Source organism: Brevibacterium sp. LS14, from assembly GCF_012027885.1.
Taxonomy (GTDB): Bacteria; Actinomycetota; Actinomycetes; order Actinomycetales; family Brevibacteriaceae; genus Brevibacterium; species Brevibacterium casei.
Genome location: NZ_SJXG01000060.1, coordinates 209,586 through 225,974 on the forward strand (window position 1 = coordinate 209,586; position 16,389 = coordinate 225,974).

General features: G+C 66.8%; 14 protein-coding genes. 13 read left to right on the forward strand and 1 reads right to left on the reverse strand.

From position 1 onward, the window contains the following. Positions 1–124: 124 nt before the first annotated feature. The 7 genes from thrS to ruvC all read left to right on the forward strand — a co-directional run bounded on the left by thrS (position 125) and on the right by ruvC (position 7,692). Complete coding sequence (gene thrS, locus EZE58_RS15425; protein ID WP_167560882.1) at positions 125–2,131, forward strand: threonine--tRNA ligase; 2,007 nt, start codon at positions 125–127, stop codon at positions 2,129–2,131. Between the two features lie 62 nt (positions 2,132–2,193). Continuing rightward, on the forward strand, positions 2,194–2,742 hold the full coding sequence (locus EZE58_RS15430; protein ID WP_040341521.1) for an HIT domain-containing protein: 549 nt from the start codon (positions 2,194–2,196) through the stop codon (positions 2,740–2,742). Beyond that, positions 2,739–4,997 (forward strand): prolyl oligopeptidase family serine peptidase, encoded by a 2,259-nt coding sequence (locus tag EZE58_RS15435; protein ID WP_167560884.1) that lies wholly within the window; start codon positions 2,739–2,741, stop codon positions 4,995–4,997. Before EZE58_RS15430 ends, EZE58_RS15435 begins: the two co-directional genes overlap by 4 nt. Positions 4,998–5,001: 4 nt before the next feature. Further along, a complete protein-coding gene (pgsA, locus tag EZE58_RS15440) occupies positions 5,002–5,622 on the forward strand; it encodes a phosphatidylinositol phosphate synthase (protein WP_009377124.1) in 621 nt (206 codons plus the stop codon). Next, a complete protein-coding gene (locus tag EZE58_RS15445) occupies positions 5,609–6,088 on the forward strand; it encodes an NUDIX domain-containing protein (RefSeq protein WP_040341488.1) in 480 nt (159 codons plus the stop codon). Before pgsA ends, EZE58_RS15445 begins: the two co-directional genes overlap by 14 nt. A gap of 255 nt (positions 6,089–6,343) precedes the next feature. Next, positions 6,344–7,096: a YebC/PmpR family DNA-binding transcriptional regulator gene (locus EZE58_RS15450; protein WP_009377126.1), complete on the forward strand. Its 753-nt coding sequence runs from the start codon at positions 6,344–6,346 to the stop codon at positions 7,094–7,096. Beyond that, entirely contained in the window at positions 7,096–7,692 is a 597-nt protein-coding gene (gene ruvC / locus EZE58_RS15455; RefSeq protein WP_009377127.1) for a crossover junction endodeoxyribonuclease RuvC, read from the forward strand. The genes EZE58_RS15450 and ruvC overlap by 1 nt, the downstream gene beginning before the upstream one ends. A 404-nt stretch (positions 7,693–8,096) precedes the next feature. On the opposite strand, the gene EZE58_RS15460 is transcribed toward ruvC, so the two are convergent. Further along, positions 8,097–8,723 carry a hypothetical protein gene (locus EZE58_RS15460; RefSeq protein WP_051995513.1) on the reverse strand — a complete coding sequence of 209 codons (627 nt, stop codon included), beginning with the start codon at positions 8,721–8,723 and terminating at the stop codon, positions 8,097–8,099. Here EZE58_RS15460 and EZE58_RS15465 point away from each other — a divergent pair. From EZE58_RS15465 to secF, 6 genes are all read left to right on the forward strand, one after another. Further along, positions 8,679–10,559 (forward strand): HNH endonuclease signature motif containing protein, encoded by a 1,881-nt coding sequence (locus EZE58_RS15465; protein ID WP_051995514.1) that lies wholly within the window; start codon positions 8,679–8,681, stop codon positions 10,557–10,559. The two genes, EZE58_RS15460 and EZE58_RS15465, sit on opposite strands and share 45 nt — an antisense overlap. 93 nt (positions 10,560–10,652) lie before the next feature. Then, complete coding sequence (gene ruvA, locus EZE58_RS15470) at positions 10,653–11,249, forward strand: Holliday junction branch migration protein RuvA (protein ID WP_009377129.1); 597 nt, start codon at positions 10,653–10,655, stop codon at positions 11,247–11,249. Between the two features lie 41 nt (positions 11,250–11,290). Then, entirely contained in the window at positions 11,291–12,334 is a 1,044-nt protein-coding gene (gene ruvB, locus EZE58_RS15475) for a Holliday junction branch migration DNA helicase RuvB (protein WP_009377130.1), read from the forward strand. An 81-nt stretch (positions 12,335–12,415) separates the two neighbouring features. After that, complete coding sequence (gene yajC / locus EZE58_RS15480) at positions 12,416–13,039, forward strand: preprotein translocase subunit YajC (RefSeq protein ID WP_231882241.1); 624 nt, start codon at positions 12,416–12,418, stop codon at positions 13,037–13,039. A gap of 27 nt (positions 13,040–13,066) precedes the next feature. Further along, entirely contained in the window at positions 13,067–15,373 is a 2,307-nt protein-coding gene (gene secD, locus EZE58_RS15485) for a protein translocase subunit SecD (RefSeq protein WP_231882242.1), read from the forward strand. Further along, a complete protein-coding gene (gene secF / locus EZE58_RS15490; protein WP_009377133.1) occupies positions 15,370–16,386 on the forward strand; it encodes a protein translocase subunit SecF in 1,017 nt (338 codons plus the stop codon). The genes secD and secF overlap by 4 nt, the downstream gene beginning before the upstream one ends. The last annotated feature ends 3 nt before the right edge of the window (positions 16,387–16,389 follow it).

Consider the following 16,389-nt stretch of genomic DNA (forward strand, 5'->3'; position numbering starts at 1 on the left):
GACTGCCACCCAACTGATTTCGCAGACCCGGTTTGGTACTAGACTCTAAGAGCGGCGTGCGCGCAGAAGCCGTCAGCGTGTCGGCGCCGCAACGTGAGACAAGCACAACGATCGGAGAGATTCAGTGGCAGACAGCATCGACTGCGCGGGTGAGAGCATTCCCTGGAGACAGGGTCTGACCGGGACGGAGATCTTCTCCACGGACCGCGCGGTGGTGGCGATGTGGCTGAATGGGGAGCCGGCCGACCTCAGCCGCGAACTCGCCCCGGGCGACAGCATCGCCCCGATCCTCATCGATTCCCCCGAGGGTCTCGACATCCTCCGCCACTCGACCGCGCACGTCACCGCGCAGGCCGTGCAGGAGCTCTTCCCCGATGCCAAGCTCGGCATCGGCCCCTACATCACCGACGGCTACTACTTCGACTTCGATGTCGCCAAGCCCTTCACCCCCGATGACCTCAAGGCCATCCAGAAGAAGGCCGCGCAGATCGTCAAGTCGGGCCAGACCTTCAACCGCGTCGTCGTCACTGAGGACGAGGCGCGCGAGCGCATGGCGAACGAGCCGTACAAGCTCGAACTCATCAGCGACAAGGGCGCCGGCGACGACGAGTCCGCAGCCGTCGAGGTCGGGGCGGGCGAACTCACCGTCTACGAGAACGTCGACCGCAAGGGCGAGGTCGTGTGGCAGGACCTCTGCCGCGGCCCCCACCTGCCGAACACGAAGCTCATCGGCAACGGGTTCGCCGTCACCCGCTCCTCTGCCGCCTACTGGCGCGGCGACCAGGCGAATGCGAGCCTCCAGCGCGTCTACGGCACCGCGTGGGCCTCGAAGGACGACCTCAAGGCCTACCAGGACCGCCTCGCTGAGGCCGAACGCCGTGATCACCGCAAGCTCGGTGCCGAACTCGACCTCTTCTCCTTCCCCGAGGAGCTCGGCTCCGGTCTGCCCGTCTTCCACCCCAAGGGCGGTGTCATCAAGCGCGAGATGGAGGACTACGTCCGCGCCCGCCACATCGAGGAGGGCTTCGAGTACGTCGGGACTCCGCACATCTCGAAGGAGACCCTCTACTACACCTCGGGCCATCTGCCCTACTACGGCGAGAACATGTTCCCGTCGATGCTCGTCGACGAGGTCCGTGACGAGGAGGGAGAGATCGTCAAGGCGGGCACGCCCTACCGCCTCAAGGCGATGAACTGCCCGATGCACAACCTCATCTACCGCTCCCGCGGACGTTCCTACCGGGATCTGCCGCTGCGGCTCTTCGAGTTCGGCACCGTCTACCGCGACGAACCCTCCGGCGTCGTCCACGGTCTCACCCGCGTCCGGGCGCTCACGCAGGACGACTCGCACTCCTACGTCGCGATCGAGGATGCGGCCGCCGAGATCCGCCATCTCCTCGGTTTCGTCTTGAGCCTCCTGCGCGACTTCGGACTCAACGACTTCTACCTCGAACTCTCCACCCGCGACGAGGACGGGAAGAAGAAGGACAAGTTCATCGGCTCCGACGAGCAGTGGGCCGAGGCGACCGCGACCCTCGAGCAGGTCGCTGCCGAGTCCGGACTCGAACTCGTCCCCGATCCCGGCGGAGCCGCGTTCTACGGCCCGAAGATCTCCGTCCAGGCCCGGGATGCGATCGGGCGCACGTGGCAGATGTCGACCGTCCAGCTCGACTTCAACCAGCCAGAGCGCTTCGGACTCGAATACGTCGCCGCCGACGGCAGCCGCAAGCAGCCGGTGATGATCCACTCGGCGAAGTTCGGCTCGATCGAACGCTTCCTCGGTGTCCTCACCGAACACTATGCCGGAGCGTTCCCGGTCTGGCTCTCACCCGTCCAGGTCACCGCCATCCCCGTCGCCGACGAGTTCAACGACTACCTCTATGAGGTCGCCGTGAAGCTGCGCGCCGCGGGCGTGCGCGTCGAGGTCGACGACAGCGACGACCGCTTCCCGAAGAAGATCCGCAACGCCTCGAAGTCGAAGGTGCCCTTCGTCCTCATCGCCGGTGGGGAGGACCGCGACGCCGGTGCGGTCTCCTTCCGCTTCCGCGACGGTGAGCAGGACAACGGAGTGCCCGTCGCCGAGGCGATCGAGCGGATCGTCGAGGCGATCGAGACCAAGGCCCAGGTATGACCACGGAGGACGGACAGTCCGACCACCTCGGCGAGGGGAAGCGGACCGAACCCGACCTCGGCATGGACCTGGCCGACATCGAGTCGGCCTCGGGCTTCCCGGGGGAGCCCGACGGATTCCAGCGGCTGTGGACACCGCACCGGATGGTCTACATCGGCGGCCAGGACAAGCCGAAGGACTCGGGTGTCGACGAATGCCCGTTCTGCGCGGCACCGAAGAAGTCCGACGAGGAGGGGCTCATCGTCGCTCGCGGTGAGTCCGTCTACGCCGTGCTCAACCTCTATCCGTACAACCCGGGACATCTCCTCATCTGTCCCTACCGGCACGTCGCCGACTACACGGAGCTCACCGAGGAGGAGACGGTCGAGCTCGCCCATTTCACGCAGAAGGCGATGCGCGTCATCCGGTCGGTCTCCGGGCCCGACGGCTTCAACCTCGGCATGAACCAGGGCGAGGTCGCCGGTGCCGGGATCGCCGCCCACCTCCACCAGCACGTCGTCCCGCGCTGGAGCGGAGACGCGAACTTCCTGCCCGTCGTCGCACAGACGAAAGCCCTGCCGCAAGTGCACGCCGATGCCCGGGCAGCGCTGTCGAGAGAATGGAACCGATGAACCCCGAAGACCTCGATTCGCTCGCCGAATACGCCACGCCCGTCGTCGCCGGTGAGGACACGATCGTCGCGATCACCCGCCCCGACCTCGAGTCGAACACCTACCTCACGCAGCTCTTCGCCTTCCGTGGGGAGTCCTCGCAGCGGATCACGCACGGCTGGCGTGACTCGGCCCCGCACATCGGCGAGCACTGGTCCGGATATCTCAGCGCTGAGAAGTCCGAGCGACCGCAGCTCTTCGCCGGCCCCTCGCTCGCGACGGCGCACCGGATCACGGACAACCACCTCGGCGTCACCGAGTTCGACATCGACGATGCCGGCAGTCGCGCCCTCTACGTCGCCCGAGTCGCCGAATCCGGCCGCTACGGCACCGACGACGACATCCCCGCCGAGGAGGAGGCACCGCGTCGGATCACCTCGGCGGCGTATCACGCCAACGGGCTCGGGTATGTGGGGGATCGTCCCGCCCGGGCCTTCCTCGTCGACCTCATCGAGCCGGGCCTCGGCAAGGCGGGCATCACCGGCAGCGCCGAGGTGCCGCTGTCGACGATGCTTCAGACCCCCGAGTCCGATGTCCACGACCCGCAGTTCTCGCCGAGCGGCGCACGGATGAGCGTCATCGCCGACGTCACTCCTGACCGGGGAGAACCCGACCTGCGCTCGACGGTGTGGCTGCTCGGCTCCGACGGACCGGAGGCACTCGAGCTGCCGCGGATGAGCGTGAGTCTGCACCGTTGGATCGACGACGATCGCGTCCTCCTCGTCGGCGCCGACCTCACGCGCGACGCCCTCGACTTCGTCGGTCAGATGCCCGGCCTCTTCGTCCATGATCTGAGCACGGGCACGACCCGCCGGCTCACCGACCCCGAAACCGTGGCGATCGCCTCCCTGCCTCCCATCGTCCTCGGGGAGTCGGCGGTCGTCGCCGTCGACACCGACGGTGCGACGCGCCTGGCGAGGATCGATCTGTCCGCCGAGGCGGTCGTCCTCGACGACCTCCGCTTCCTCACCGATGCGCTCAGCGTCGTCACCGGCTTCGCCGTCGACGGGGGAACCGCCGTCGCCACTGCCGTGACCCCGGAGAGTCCCGCCGTGCTCATCCGGGTCGGCCTCGACGGCTCCGGCGCCGACGGGCCGAGCCCGACGGCTGGGGCGACGGAGATCGCGGGCCACAGCTCGATCGAGGGCGGGGTGATGGACGCCAACGCCGTCGCCGACCTCGTCGACGATGAGCACCCCCATGCCGATTCGACGCTCGCCGAGGCGCACGCAGCCGGTGAGGACGACATGTACGACTCCGACGTCGCCGCCGTGTCCTCCGCTGAATCCGGGCTCGCCGTCGCCGGCGTCGCCGATGCGGCGGAGGCAGCCGGGGCCACCGCCTCGGCGGGGGAGACGGGGCCGAGCGTGCTGCGCGCGCACCCGGCACCGGCGAACTCCGTCCTCCCGCGGCTTCTGCGCGTCGATGGCGAGGGCGGGACGATCACCGGATGGCTCGCCAAACCCACAGGTCAGGGACCCTTCCCAGTCGTCCTCAACATCCACGGCGGTCCCTTCGCCCAGTACACGCACGGATGGTTCGACGAGACCCAGGTGCTCACCTCGGCGGGGTATGCGGTCGTGTACGCGAACCCTCGCGGTTCAGGCGGACGCACCCGCACATGGGGCACGGCAGTGCAGGGGAACATGGCGGAGCCGGCGATGGCCGACGTCCTCGCCGTCCTCGAGCATGCGCTCGCGCTCGATTCGGACCTCGACGGGGACCGCCTCGGCGTGCAGGGCGGATCGTACGGCGGATACCTCACCGCGATGACGATCGCCGCCGACCACCGGTTCCGGGCCGCGATCGTCGAACGCGGCTACCTCGACCCGCACAGCTTCGTCGGCACCTCGGACATCGGACGCTTCTTCTCGGAGGAGTACACGAGCCGGGACGCCGCCGCGATCGAACGGCAGTCGCCGCTCGCCCATGCAGCTGAGGTGCGCACCCCGGCACTCGTCATGCATTCCGAACTCGACTTCCGGTGCCCGCTCGAGCAGGCTCAGCAGTACTATGCCGCCCTGCAGCGGGCCGGCGTGGAGACCGAGCTGCTCATCTTCCCCGGCGAGAACCACGAACTCTCCCGGTCGGGGCAGCCGCGCCATCGGCGGCAGCGCTTCGACGCGATCATCGACTGGTGGGACACCCACCTCGGCGGGCGACCGGCGGAGTCGGCGACCGACGACCGTCCACTGTCGACCGCGGTGGTTCGCTGACCCGATGCTCAACACCATTGCCCGCGCGGCATTCACCCGACTCTTCCGTCCCCTGGCGAGGCTCCTCCTGCGCCTGGGACTGACACCCGATGCCGTGACGTACATCGGGACGATCGGGGTGTGCGCGGGTGCCCTGGTGTTCTACCCGCTCGGGCAGCTGCTCTGGGGGACGATCGTCATCACGGTCTTCGTCTTCTGCGACATGCTCGACGGGATCATGGCCCGGGAGACCGGGCGCAACAGCCTCTGGGGGGCCTTCCTCGACTCGACGCTCGACCGGATCGCTGATTCCGCGGTCTTCATCGGGCTCGCCCTGTGGTTCTTCCTCGGCGCCTCCGACCCGCTCACCGCGCTGCTCGCCCTCGGCTGTCTCGTCACCGGTTCGCTCGTCTCCTACGTCCGGGCGCGCGCGGAGGGACTCGGCGTCCACGCCGCGGGTGGGATCGCCGAGCGCGCCGATCGGTTGTTGGTCACACTCGTCGTCACCGGCTTGGTCGGAATGGGACTACCCGATATCGTTCTGACGGTCGCCCTGGGCGTCTTGATGATCGCCTGCTGCATCACTATCCTGCAAAGAATTTCGTCTGTCCGCCGTCAACTCCTGGAGAACCATGAAACCTCGTAAAGCTTCGCGGGTCGTACTGCTCAATGAGCGCGACGAGGTTCTCCTCATCAGGGCCCAGGACCTGCTCACTCCGTCCCACCAGTGGTGGATGACGTGCGGCGGCGGTTCGGAGATGGGCGAGACCCCGGCGCAGACGGCGGCGCGGGAGCTCGCCGAGGAGACAGGCATCGAATGCGAGCCCGGCGACCTCATCGGTCCGCTCGCCATCCGCGACGAGGTCTTCCACTTCACGGAGAAGGAGCTGCGGCAGCTCGAGACCTACTTCGCCTATCGGACGACCGAGGACATCGAGCTCGAAGACGCCGTGTGGACGGACATCGAGAAGCGCAGTCTCCTCGAGTTCCGCTGGTGGAGCCGCGAAGAGCTGCTCGAGACGACGGAGACGATCTACCCGAGGAACCTGCTCAGCCTCATGGAGCTCGCCTCCCGGGGAGCCGTCCCCGACGTCCCGCTCGTCATCGACTGATTGTCTGCGGGCGGTCGGCCGGCAGACGCCTCGGCAGCCGGCTCAGCTCGATCGGCGGTTCCGCCGGGATCGGCTCACCGTCGCAGGGGAGAACCGGCGGGGTCGGCTGGGACGACGAACAGCCTCGGCGGGGGAAGGCTGGGACCGACGAACAGCCTCGGCGGGGTGCTCCTCATTCCGTCCTTCGGCGCGCTTTCGGGCGGAGGGGCGCGAGCGTATAGAATCGTAGGGCTGTATCTATAGGAAGGAACACCAGTGTCAGGTCATTCCAAATGGGCAACGACTAAGCACAAGAAAGCTGCCATCGATGCCAAGCGCGGCAAGCTCTTTGCCAAGCTGATCAAGAACATCGAGGTTGCCGCACGCAACGGTGGACCTGATCCCGATGGCAACCCGACCCTCTTCGACGCGATCCAGAAGGCGAAGAAGAACTCCGTCCCGGCCGACAACATCAACCGCGCGGTCAAGCGCGGCGGCGGCCTCGACGGCGAAGCGGTCAACTACGAGACGATCATGTACGAAGGCTACGCGGCCGGCGGCGTGGCGCTGCTCATCGAGTGCCTCACCGACAACCGCAACCGTGCGGCCTCCGAAGTCCGGGTCGCCGTGACCCGCAACGGCGGATCGATGGCCGACCCCGGCTCGGTGTCGTACAACTTCAACCGCAAGGGCGTCATCGTCGTCCCGGCCGAGGGCACCGACGAGGACGCCATCGTCGAAGCGACCCTTGAAGCCGGGGCCGAAGAGGTCAACGACGAAGGCGAGACCTTCGAGGTCATCTCCGAGGCGACCGACCTCGTGGCCGTGCGCAGCGCACTCGTCGACGCGGGCATCGACTACGACTCCGCTGAGGCGTCGTTCGTGCCCGGACTCAAGGTCAGCCTCGACGCTGCGACCGCAGCCAAGGTGTTCAAGCTCATCGATGCCCTCGAGGACAGCGATGAGGTCCAGAACGTCTACTCGAACGCCGACGTCAGCGACGAGGTCCTCGCAGAACTCGACGCCTGATGCGCATCCTCGGCGTGGACCCCGGCCTCACGCGGTGCGGGCTCGGCGTCATCGACACCCTGTCGGCCCGTCGGGTCGCCATGGTCGCCGTCGACGTCGTCCGCACCCCGTCCGCGGATTCCGTGGACCTGAGGCTGGGGAGCCTCGCCGAGGCGTTCGACACCTGGCTCGATGTGCACCGTCCCGATGTGGTGGCCATCGAGCGGGTGTTCGCGCGCAACGACGTCTCGACGATCATGGGCACCGCCCAGGTCTCGGGGCTGACGATGGGGCTCGCCGCGCGCCGCGGGATCCCCGTGGCGATGCACACCCCGTCCGAGGTCAAGGCCTCGATCACCGGCTCCGGCAGAGCCGACAAGAAACAGGTGACGAACATGGTCACCCGCATCCTCGGCCTCGACGCTCCGCCCAAGCCCGCGGATGCCGCCGACGCACTGGCGATCGCCATCTGCCACTCATGGAGAGGGGCGCTGAGCGCGCAGTCGACTCCGGGTGCGAACAAGGACCTCACCGAGCGCAAGGGCGGCGGCCGGCAGGGGAGTGGGCTGACGAAGGCCCAGGAGCAGTGGGCGAGAGCCCTGCGCGACGCGAAGTGAAGGTTCTGGGCGTACTGTTCGGATGACGCCGAATGCCGACGCTGTGTCAGGTCGAATGGACGGCGGGCGATACCTATTCGCGCTTCAACGTCCTGTTTCCCTGCATTTTGGGGTGTGTTCCCCCCCCGCCCTTCGACGGCGGTTCCTTGGGCGGATCAGTGCCGTGTTGCGTCGCTCCCTGCAGGCTGTTTCCCTCGTGCTCGGAAGTCGTTCTATCTCGCGTGCCTCTGTGTTCGGAGCATCGACGTTCGGGTCTCTGCGTGCGTGCATCTTGTTGGGTGCGGAACGTGTGCGCTGGTCAGAGACGTGAATCTACACCGATTAGAACGACGGCGAAACACGTAGAAATAACTTCGAAAGATTCGAACGAAACTATAGACACAATGAAGTGAATAGGCGTAGAATCAGGACAACGATACAACGAAGATGTTGATGGACGAATCACTGAGATCATGACGCTGACACCGGATCGCACGCCGAGCCGTCGGAGCAGAGGCTCCGAAGGAAAAGGAAGGCGCGCGGCCGGACGGCCGCTCCCGTGGACCCGAGACGAATCGTCGGGCGGCAGCGCGGGTGGACGAGCGGGCGGAAGCCAGCCGCAGTCGCTGTTCGATCAGCTCAGAGACGCCGGTATGGATCTCGGCGGACACGAACTCGCCGATCGCTTCGGTGAGATCGCTCCGGTCGCACCCCAGGATTTCGGCAAGCTCGATGAACCCCGTCCGCAGACAGACGAGGGCCGAGTCGTTTCCGACGATTGCGGGGCTGCTGGGAGTCAGTCGCGCGAAGTGCGGTCTGATGATGCGCGGTCCGATGCGGGGAAACAGTCCTCGAAGCACGCGGCTGCGAAACGGTCCCTGCGCTCGGATGGATCCCAGCGCTCGGACGACGGCGTTCGAGACGATGGCATCGCAGGGGGAGGGACCGGTCGGAGCGGAGAAGACAAGCTGACCGATGTGGGCTCGGATGCAGTGGATCGGCCGTGCGTGTCCGATATCGCGAACCCGTTCCAGGCTGCCGTCGACGAGCACCGTGACACCTCGATTCCCGACTCCCCGCACCCGATGCTCAGCAGCGAGCAGTGGGCCGACATGCAGTCGTCGGTGCCGGAGGTCACAGGGAGCCTCACTGCTCTCACCGAGCTCGCCACACAGCTGCAGACCTTCCAGCGTCCGATGGGACCCGACGAGGCTGTCACCGTGATGCAGGGCCTCGAGGCGCTCAGTCGCATCGTCGACCTGCTCTCCGCCGTCACCCTCTCGGTGTTCGAACGCACCGGCACCCCCAAGGACTACGGCGCGAAGACCACCAAGTCACTTGTGCAGGACAAGCTCAAGCTCAGTGGCAGAGAAGCTCGCCGGCGCACGGAACTGGCCAAGAACCTCGGGAACCGAGTCGACGTCACCGGCCAGTCACGACCACCCAAGTACCCTCTCGTGGCCGAGGGCCTGCGATCCGGCCGGCTCTCCTCGAGTCAGGCAGCGGTCATCGGCGAATGCATGGACGCCGTACCGTTCTGGATCTCCTCCGATGTGCGCAGCAGGGTCGAGGAGAAGCTTGTCTCGCGCGCACCGAGCGTGCGGGTGTCCGACCTCAAACGGATCTTCGCCGAGATGCTTGATCGTCTCGACCCTGACGGTGAGGAGCCCCCGGACTCGCATGATCGCTCGAAGTATCGGGTCAACGTTCGCCAGCGACGAGACGGCGACTGGGATCTGTCCGGACTGCTCGACCCGATCTCGGGCGGCATCCTCCACGGCTGGCTGACCTCGCGGATCAAAGCCGACGACCCTGCGACCACCGACAGGGTCGGAGACGGAACTGTCGAGAACGGCGACGCAGGCAACGGTGCGGCAGGTGCCGGCGCTGTCGGCGCGGGCGCTGACGGTACAGGCGCTGACGGCACCAGTGGCGCTGAGGTCGTTCGCGCGGGCTCTGAGGGCCTTGTCGGCGGCAGTCCGGCTGGCCGTGCCGGAGATCTCGACCCGATCACCGGGCAGCCGCACAGCGAAGGCGACCAGGAGATCGTCGACCTGTTCTCCAGCGTCCTCTCCGGCGACGTCTCGGATGCGCGTGTCCCCACCGACCTGACTCCGGGCGCGACCGACTGCGGCATCAGCCGGGGTTGGGGCGTGCGAGAAGACGGAGCCTTCGTCGACACCTCTGACGCTCAGGGATCGGTGAAGAACCTCATCTACGAACGGTTCGCCACCATGATCTCCCGGATCGAGATGGACCGAGTGGGCAAGGGCGCACCGTTCGCCCTCGTCGTCAACGCGACGGCCGAGCACCTTGCGGAGAAGAAGGGCCGAGCGGTCACCGGAGCCGAAGCGGAGTTTCCCATCGATCTCGCTGTCGACGAGGGACTCAACGGCTCGGTGTTCTTTCACCTCATGAGCGACAAGGCGAAATCCCTGTCTCTGGCCACCGAGAATCGGCATGCGACGGCGAAGCAGCTCGCCATCCTCGCCTCACGCGACCAGGGATGCACGTTCCCCGGGTGCGAGACACCTCCGGGGTGGTGCGATGCGCACCATATCGTCCCCTGGGCGATGGGCGGGAAGACCGAACTCAACAACCTCACCTTGGCATGCGGAATGCATCACCACCTCATCGACAAATCGGACTGGTATGCCTACATGCTCTTTGACGGCAGACCCGCGTGGATTCCGCCCGCCTCGATCGATGTCGAACGCAGACCGATCCTCCACGCCCGCTTCATCGCCCGCGAGGCCGCCGAAACCCTCTTTGACGAACCTCCGGGGACGAGTGGGCCTCCACATGACGGTGAGCCTCCAGGGGGCAGTGGGCCAGCGCCCGGGAGTGAACCCGAAAGCGACGCTGGTGGCTTCGGTGGCGGTGGGTGAACGGCAGAATCCGCCCGGGCATGTCGGATACGTTGGGTTAAGGGTTCCTGTTAACCTGGATTCGTACAAGTGTTCCCACCCGAAAGGCTGTCCGTGATCAGTTTCCTCAGCGGTACGGTTCATCGCATCGCAGCTGACCACCTCGTCGTCCTCACCTATGGAGTCGGACGCAAAGTGCACGTGACACCGGACACCCTCGCGGGGACTCGCCATGGCGCCGAGATCGAGCTCGTCACCACACTCGTCGTCCGCGAGGATTCGATGACCCTCTTCGGGTTCGGCACCGAGGACGAGAACCACACCTTCGAAGTCCTCCTCACCATCTCCGGCATCGGTCCGCGCTTGGCTATGGCCATCCTCTCGGTCATGGGCCCCGACGAGCTTGCCGCCGCCATCTCCGGACAGGACGCGACCGCGCTCACCCGCGTGCCGGGCATCGGGAAGAAGGGTGCCTCGCGCATCATCCTCGAACTCGAGAACAAGCTGCCGAAGTTCGCCGCGACGGCCTCCGCGCCCGCGCTGTCCTTCGGGGGAGTCAACCAGCAGGTCGTCGACGCCCTCGTCGGCCTCGGGTGGAAGGAACCCCAGGCCGCCGAGGCGGTGCAGGACGTCGTCAGCGAGCTCGGTCCTGACACCGGCACCTCGACACTCCTCAAGGCCTCCCTCAAAGTCCTGGGTGCGAGGAAATGACCGGACGAGAACCTCTGTCTCGCGAACCCGACTCCTACGAAATGGACTTCGGCGACCAGCGACTCACCGCGGCCGAGCAGGACCGCCTCGTCTCCGGCACCGCCGAAGCGGCCGAGCGCGACGCCGAAGCCGCGCTCCGTCCCAAGGGACTCCAGGACTTCATCGGACAGCCCCAGGTCCGCGAACAGCTCTCCCTCGTCCTCGACGCCGCCAAGGCGCGCAGCAGGACTCCCGACCACGTCCTGCTCTCCGGACCGCCCGGACTCGGCAAGACGACGCTGGCGATGATCATCGCTCATGAGATGCAGGCGAGTCTGCGGGTGACCTCGGGCCCGGCAGTCCAGCACGCCGGCGACCTCGCCGCCATCCTCTCCTCCCTCGAAGAGGGCGAAGTCCTCTTCATCGACGAGATCCATCGCATGGCCAGGGCCGCCGAGGAGATGCTCTACGTCGCGATGGAGGACTTCCGCGTCGACGTCATCGTCGGCAAGGGGCCCGGTGCCACGGCGATCCCGCTCGACCTTCCGCCCTTCACCCTCGTCGGGGCGACCACGCGCTCGGGCCTCCTCCCCGCACCCCTGCGCGACCGGTTCGGCTTCACCGGCCACCTCGACTTCTACTCGAGCGCAGACCTGCTCACCGTGCTCAAACGCTCGGCCCGCATGCTCGGCATCGATGCTCAGGTGCGTGGTCTCGAGGAGATCTCCACCCGTTCGCGCGGCACCCCGCGCATCGCCAACCGCCTGCTCCGGCGCGTCCGCGACTGGGCGCAGGTCCGCGGCTCCGGCGTCATCGACGAGGCGGCGGCCCTCAATGCGCTCACCGTGTACGAAGTCGACGAACTCGGCCTCGACCGCCTCGACCGGTCCGTGCTCGACGTGCTCTGCCGGCGCTTCGGCGGGGGCCCCGTCGGCCTCGGCACCCTCTCGGTCTCCGTCGGCGAGGAGGCCGACACGGTCGAGACGGTCTCCGAGCCCTACCTCGTGCGGGAGGGACTCATCAGCCGCACTCCGCGCGGACGCGTCGCCACCTCGGCGGCGTGGAGGCACTTGGGCCTCCACGTCCCAGCAAACTATGAGTTCTGAACCGGGGCCACCGGTTCGCCTTGAGTGCGCAGTTCGAACTAAGCTAGTGCACTGGTTCGTTCTTATGGAAGGTTGATACCTGTGGATTTGCTCATCCCTCTCGCGCTTGCCGCGCTGCTGATTTTCTTCCTGTTCAACTCTCGGCGTAAGCAGAAGGCGCGAGCGGAGCAGATCAAGGCCGGTCTGGTTCCCGGGGCGAAGGTGATGACGACGTTCGGCGTCTTCGGCACCGTGCTCTCGATCAACGACGAGGACAACCAGGTCACCATCGAATCGGGCCCCGGCACCATCCTCAAGGTCCACCGCCAGGCGATCGGCCAGATCGAGAATCCCGAGACCGACGTCGCGCCCATCGCCGACGGCACCACTGACGACGCCGCTGAGACCCCGGCGATCACCGACGCCGAACTCGACGCGATGAACGAGCGCAAGCGCGCCGAGGGCAATGGGGACGCCGACGCGGCGACGACCGCGCAGGCCGACGACATCGACGCGATCGCCAAGGCCGACGCCGATGCGAACACCGCCGAGGCCCGTCGGGCCGAGGAAGCGCGGAAGACCGACACCGCCGACACGATCGATTCCGACACGACCGGCGGCACCACCGACAAGAAGGCCGTCGACGGCCTCGAGGACGACTCGGCAGCAGGGGACTCGTCGAAGAAGCCCGGAAGCACGCCGGACTCCGACGACAAGAAGAACTGACACCCGCACCCGATCGAAAGCTGAATCGTGTCCGATATCGAAGAAAAGCCGCGACCAGGTCTGCGGTTCCTGTGGTTGGCGATCGTCACCCTCGTCCTCGGCGGCGTCCTCGCCGGGGGAGTGATCTGGTCCGATGCGACGACCACACCGAAGCTCGCCCTCGACCTCGAAGGCGGCACCTCGATCATCCTGGAGCCCCAGGTCTCCGAGGACACGACCATCAGCAAGGAGCAGCTCGATCAGGCGGTCGCCATCATCCGCCAGCGAGTCGACTCGACCGGTGTCTCCGAAGCGGAGATCACCACCCAGGGCGACAGGAACATCGTCGTCAACCTGCCCGGCAATCCCGATGAGGAGACCCGCAACCTCGTCCGCTCCTCGGCGCAGCTCGTGTTCCGGCGGGTCGCCCTCGTCGGCGACCCCCGCTCCCAGGAGCAGATCAATGAGGAGCAGCAGGGCAGCGAGAACGGCGGCGCCAATGGCGACGACGGACTCTCCGACGAAGAGCGGAAGCGCCTCGAGGAGCTCACCGGCGGCAATCAGGAATCGCCGGCCGGCGGCGGAGCCGTCGTCAACTCCGGCACCGGAACCGGCGCCGGAGCCGACACCGGCAGCGGCGCTGAGACCGACCCGAACGCCGGCGGCAGCGTTCCCGGCCCTGCCGGCAAGGACGCCTCGGGCTCCGGCGAGGAGACCCCGGCAGGCGGAGAGACTCCCGCCGGTGGCGAGACCCCGGCCGGCGAAGGTCAGGGCGAGGACACGAAGGTCACCGACTCCACACCGCGTCCCCTCTTCGACCCGGAGAAGGACGCCTCGGAATGGCAGACCGAGGCCATCGTCAAGCGCTACACGGAACTCGACTGCACGGACCCGAAGAACCGGACCGGTGGTGAGCAGCAGCCCGCCGACGAACCCGTAGTCGCATGTGCCCAGGACGGTTCGGCGAAGTACGTGCTCGGACCCGTCGAACTCTCCGGCGACCACCTCAAGGACGCGAGCTTCGGCTATGCGGCCGGCGCCAACGGCGTCCAGACCAACCAGCCCGCCGTCAACCTCGAGTTCGACGACACCGGCCGTGAGATCTTCAAGCAGATCACCTCGGCGATCACGGGCCTGCAGCAGCCGTACAACCAGTTCGCCATCGCCCTCGACGGCCTCGTCCTCTCCGCCCCGACTTCGAACGCCGTCATCTCCGACGGCCGTGCAGAGATCTCCGGAAACTTCACTCTCGACGAGGCGCAGACGCTCGCCAACCAGCTCAAGAACGGCTCCCTGCCGATCAGCTTCCAGGTGCAGAGCGAAGAGCAGATCTCGCCGACCCTCGGCGCGAACTACCTCAACATCGGCCTGCTCACCGGCCTCGTCGGCCTCATCCTCGTCGTCGTGTACTCGCTCCTGCAGTATCGCGTGCTCGGCCTCGTCACGGTCGCAAGCCTCGTCGTCGTCGGTGTGCTCACCTATCTGCTGCTGCTCATCGCCTCCTGGAGATACGGCTACCGCCTCTCCCTGGCCGGTGTCGCCGGTATCATCATCGGCATCGGCATGGCAGCGGACTCCTTCATCGTCTACTTCGAACGCGTGCGGGACGAGCTGCGCAGCGGCCGCAACCTCCTCTCGGCTGTCGAAGTCGGCTGGGACCGCGCCAAGCGCACCATCTGGGCGTCGAAGTCGGTGAACATGCTCGCCGCGGTGATCCTCTACATCCTCGCCGTGGGCTCGGTGCGCGGATTCGCGTTCACCCTCGGACTCACCGTGATCGTCGACATCATCGTCGTCTTCCTCTTCACCCATCCGATGCTCGAGGTGCTCGCGAGAACGAAGTTCTTCGGCCAGGGACACCCGATGTCGGGCATGGACCCGCGTCTGCTCGGCGTCAAACGCGCCGCCTACCGCGGAGCGCTCAACATCGACCTCCCCGAGTCGGAGAAGTCTCCCGAAGCCAAGCGCCGGGAGAAGGCGCGCGCCCGCAAAGCCGGAATCGACAGCGACACGATCGCCGGCCGGCGCGCGAAGGCGAAGAGCGAGTCCGCTGCGAACTCGGGCGGTTCCGACTCCGCGACCAGTGCCGAGGCGACCGCCGAGGAGCACGGCACGACGAAGACCGCCACCCGCACGACGTCGAGCGAAGCCGCCGAGGAGACTGAGGCGGCAGACACAGAAGTGACTGCGGAGTCGAGCACGACCGCCGAGAAGAAGACCTCGAGCGCGCGCTCCGGCAAGCGGCGACGCTCACGGACGGAGCCGAGTGCGGGCGGCGGCACCATCGCCGAACGCAAGGCGGCCGCCAGGCGCGCGGCGCAGCAGTCCGACGACGAGACGGGAGACGAGAAGTGAAACGGTTCTTCGCGTGGGGCAACCGCCTCCACAACGGCGAGTCGTCGATCCCGTTCGTCGGGAAGGCGAAGCTGTGGCTCGGCATCGCCGGCGTCCTCGTCCTCCTCTCCCTCCTCGTCCCGCTCGTCGCCGGCTTCAACTTCGGCATCGCCTTCCGCGGCGGGTCGCAGTTCCAGGTCGACAACGTCACCGACACCTCGGCGGCCAAAGGCGAATCGATCGTCACCGATGTCGTCCCCGACTCCGAACCCCGGCTCACTCCCACCGGGGACACCGGGGTGAGGATCGAGACGAACCAGCTCACCGACCCCCAGATGCAGGAGGTCCGCGACGCCCTGGCCTCCGGCTACTCGGTCAACGCCGAGGACGTCACCTCGACCTTCGTCGGTCCCCAATGGGGTGCTGACGTGACGTCGAAGATGATCAGAGCCCTCGTCATCTTCGTCGCCATCGCGATGATCGTCATGGCCCTCTACTTCCGCACCTGGAAGATGTCCCTGGCAGCGATCATCGGCCTCTTCGTCGTCATGATCATCACGATGGGCATCTACTCGGTCACCGGCTTCGAGGTCACACCCGAGGCGATCATCGGCTTCCTCACCGTCTTGAGCTTCTCGCTCTACGACACGGTCGTCGTCTTCGACAAGATCAGAGAGAACACGACGAGATTCCAGGACAAACGGAACCTCAAGTTCTCCGAGCTCGTCAACCTCGGCGTCAACCAGACGACGGTGCGTTCGATCAACACCTCGGTCGTCTCGGTCCTCCCGATCGCCTCGATCCTCTTCATCGGCGTGTTCCTCCTCGGCGCCGGCACCCTCGTCGACATCTCCCTGTCGCTGTTCATCGGCACGATCGTCGCCGCGGCCTCGACCCTCTTCGTCGCCAGCCCCCTCTACGCGCTTCTGCGAGCGAACGAACCCGCGGTGAAGGAACAGGAAGAAGCCGTGCGAGAATTGCGTTTACGGAATGGATCCGAGGACGTTCCACCGGTGATCCACGCCGAGGTCTGAGAC